Genomic DNA, 3557 nt, shown 5'->3' with positions numbered 1-3557 from the left:
GTCCGGGTGTGCCACGGCGATGTTCTCGAGGTCAATGGAACCAATCCACTCGCCCCCGGACTTGATGACGTCCTTGCTGCGGTCGGTGATGTTCATAAAGCCGGCAGGATCGATGGTGGCCACGTCGCCGGTCGGGAACCAGCCCTTGCCTTCGCTCATGACGAGCGGGCTGTCGCCTTCGCCATTGACGTATGACGAGAGCACCCATGGGCCACGTACGAGCAGGTCACCGGACGTCTCTCCGTCCCACGGCAGTTCACTGCCTTGCGCGTCGACGATCTTCATGTCGATACCGAACAACGCACGGCCCTGCTTGGATCGCACAGCGCGCTGCTGAGGCATGGTCCAGGCGAGTTGCCCGGTCTTGAGCACACCTACGGTGCCCAGCGGGCTGAGTTCGGTCATGCCCCAGACGTGAAGGACCCGCACGCCGTATTGGTCCTCGAATGCCTCCATCATGGCGGGCGGACAGGCCGAGCCGCCGATGATCGTGCGGTTCATGCTGGAGAAGCGCAGGCCGTTGCCCTGCGTATGCGCGAGCAGGCCCTGCCAAACCGTCGGGACGCCAGCGGACAGCGTCACGCCTTCTGACTCGAAGAGTTCGTACAGGGAGGCGCCGTCCAGGGCGGGCCCGGGCAAGACGAGCTTTGCGCCGACCATGCACGCGGAGTACGGCAAGCCCCACGCGTTGACGTGGAACATCGGCACGACGGGAAGGATGGTGTCGCGCGCGGACAGATTGAGGGCGTCCGGCAGCGCCGAAGCGTAGGTGTGCAGGAGGGTCGAGCGGTGGCTGTAGAGAACGCCCTTCGGATTCCCCGTCGTGCCGCTTGTGTAGCACAGCGAAGACGCCGTGCATTCGTCGAACTCGGGCCAGTCGAACGCATCGTCCTGCGCCGCCATCAGGTCTTCATAGCAGAGCAGGTTGGGGATGCTGGTCTGTGCTGGCATGTGCGCGCGGTCGGTCATCAGCACGAAGGCGCCGATCCCCGGCAGGCGGGGCGCAACCGTTTCGATCAGCGGCAGGAAATTCAGGTCGAAGCAAAGCACCTTGTCCTGCGCGTTCTCGGCGATCCAGACCAGCTGATCGGGGTGCAGGCGCGGATTGAGCGTGTGCAGCACAGCACCGCAGCCGGAGACGGCGTAGTACAGCTCCAGATGGCGGTATCCGTTCCAGGCCAGGGTGCCCACTCGCACACCGGGCTCCATACCCAGCGTGCCCAGTGCCCTGGCCATCCGGCGGCTGCGCGACGCCATATCGCGGTAGGTATAGCGATGAATGTCGCCTTCAACGCGACGCGATACCACCAGTTGCTCGCCATGGTGGCGCTCCGCATGGCGAAGCAGCGAAGAAATCAGCAGAGGCTGCTGCATCATGAGTCCCATTTTTGGCATCTCCAGAAGGACGTAGTGTTCGGCGGCAGCGGCGTAATCACGCTGCTGCGCGGTGATCGTTTTCGGGGTGCTCTGCAGAACGAATGTTCTCGGCAGGCACCGGCTCAGGGTGTTCCAAGCACAAGCATTACCTTGTCGCCCGTTGTATGAACGGGAAAGGTGTGCACGCAAAGCTTGCCGCCGTCAGGCTGGTCGCCTGCCAGGAGGTCGAAACGCAGACCATGTGCTGGACAGCGCAGAACGCTGCCCTCAAGCTGGCCGCTCGACAATGCAGCCCCGTTGTGCGGGCAGGAGTTGTCGATGGCGACAAGCTCGCCGCCGATGTTGAACATGACGAGGCTGCGGCCCTCGACAAACAGCAGCTTGCGCTGGCCGGGGGCGAGTTCGTCGACCAATGCGACGGGTATCTGGCGTGACATAAGGACCTTTAAGCGTGAAGCGTGCGCAGCATGCTGGCCAGCGACATGGCCGGCGCCTGCCTCCCTGAAAGCGTGTGGGCGCCGTTGCTCGTTGTTGACATGTATTTCTTGTTCTTCGGGATAACTCAGAATGGTTTGCTGCCAATGATGCCGGCGCGCTCCATTTTTCGATGGCTTGGGGGATAGTCCATCACTGCGTAATGCTGGGTGGCGCTGTTGTCCCAGATCGCTACGCTGTTGGGTTTCCAGCGCCAGCGCACCTGGTATTCTGGTATCGCGGCCTGGCTGACCAGGTAACGCAGCAGGTCGGCCGCGCCGGGATTGGCGTCCTGGCCATAACGCACGCGCGCCGGCGTATGGAAATTGGTGAAGTGCGTGGTAAAGACGTTCACATACAGGATCTTTTCGCCCGTTTCTGCGTGGGTCCGGACCACTGGGTGCTCCGCATCGGGAAACTGCGCCTTGAGCGCAAGGCGCTTCTCGATGGGCATGATGGCCCCGAAAGTGGCCTCAATGCTGTGGCGCGCGCGCAGGTCGGCAATCTCGCTTTTGATGTGCTCGGGCAGCTTCTCGTACGCCAGCACCATGTTCGCCCACATCGTGTCGCCGCCGACGGGTGGGCATTCCACGCAGCGAAGCACCGCGCCGAACGGCGGTGCTTCGCGCCACGTGGCATCAGAGTGCCACGCGTTCTCGTAGCGGTCGTTCGGCTGGTCCGGCGTGCGGTAGATCCGCGCCAGCCCTGGATTCTCGGGATCGCTTTGCACGACAGGATGCCCTTCGAGCTCGCCGAAGCGACGGGCGAAGGCCACGTGCTCGGCACGGGTGAAGTCCTGGTCGCGCAGGAATACCACGCGATATTGGAGCAGGGCTGCCCGGATCTCCGCAAAGAGGCCAGCATCGTGGAGGGCGTCGGCCAGCTTGACACCCGTCAGTTCCGCGCCAATGGCATGAGTGAGTTGTTCGATACGCATAGCTTCGGTATTCCTCGTCTTACTGTTCCAGCACGAAGACGGACGAGCCGGTCGTCTTGCGCGATTCCAGGTCGCGGTGGGCCTGGACGGCGTCTTCGAGGGCGTACTTCTGGTTGATTTCGATTTGAATGCGACCGGCTGCCACATGGCCGAAGAGATCCGCCGCGAGTTCGGCTTTTTCGGCGGGGTCCGCGATGTAGTCGGCCAGCGCCGGACGGGTGAGGTAGAGCGATCCCTTATGCGCGAGCACTTGCGGATTGAACGGCGGGATCGGGCCCGAAGCAGTGCCGACGCACACCATCAGGCCCCTGCGCTTGAGGGAATCAAGCGAGGCCTCGAAGGTGTCCTTGCCGACGCTATCGAACACGACATTGACACCGACGCCGTCGGTCAACTCGCGCACGCGCTTTGCCACGTCTTCCCGGCTGTAATCGATGACGTGTTCGCAGCCATGTGCCCGCGCGACTTCCGCCTTGGCGTCGTTCGATACAGTACCGATGACCGTCAGCCCGAGCAGCTTTGCCCATTGCGACACGATGAGGCCGACGCCCCCGGCAGCTGCGTGCAGCAGGACGGTGTCGCCCGCGTTGAAGGCGTAGATGCGCCGCATGAGGTAGGACGCGGTCAGCCCCCGCATGGTCATGGCCGCGGCGGTCTCGAAAGAGATGTCGTGAGGCAGTTTGATCAAGGGAGCCGCGTCAATCACGCGCTCCGTGCAGTAGGCGCCCAGCGTGTTGTACGCGCCGGTGTAGGTCACACGGTCACCTAC

Annotated in this window: 4 protein-coding genes; all 4 read right to left on the bottom strand. The window is 63.3% G+C overall.

Features of this window, described 5'->3' with window-relative positions; translation table 11 throughout:
• The coding region (locus tag WCA53_RS27820; protein WP_423918453.1) for an AMP-binding protein at positions 1 to 1386 on the bottom strand (1386 nt) is incomplete at its 3' end.
• Positions 1387 to 1499: 113 nt separating this feature from the next.
• Positions 1500 to 1814 (bottom strand): Rieske (2Fe-2S) protein, encoded by a 315-nt coding sequence (locus WCA53_RS27815; RefSeq protein ID WP_423918450.1) that lies wholly within the window; start codon positions 1812 to 1814, stop codon positions 1500 to 1502.
• Positions 1815 to 1939: 125 nt separating this feature from the next.
• Entirely contained in the window at positions 1940 to 2788 is an 849-nt protein-coding gene (locus WCA53_RS27810; protein WP_423918446.1) for a TauD/TfdA dioxygenase family protein, read from the bottom strand.
• Between the two features lie 19 nt (positions 2789 to 2807).
• The coding region (locus tag WCA53_RS27805; protein WP_423918441.1) for a quinone oxidoreductase family protein at positions 2808 to 3557 on the bottom strand (750 nt) is incomplete at its 5' end.

Origin of the sequence: Caballeronia sp. (assembly GCF_049581465.1) — a bacterium.
Classification (GTDB): domain Bacteria; phylum Pseudomonadota; class Gammaproteobacteria; order Burkholderiales; family Burkholderiaceae; genus Caballeronia.
The sequence above is the reverse complement of the archived record's forward strand: the minus strand, read 5'-3'. Positions and strand labels throughout refer to the sequence as shown.

Coding starts and splice junctions, on each gene's coding strand:
- WCA53_RS27810 (WP_423918446.1), bottom strand. CDS start 2,788: ATGCGTATCGAACAACTCACTCATGCCATTGGCGCGGAACTGACGGGT.
- WCA53_RS27815 (WP_423918450.1), bottom strand. CDS start 1,814: ATGTCACGCCAGATACCCGTCGCATTGGTCGACGAACTCGCCCCCGGC.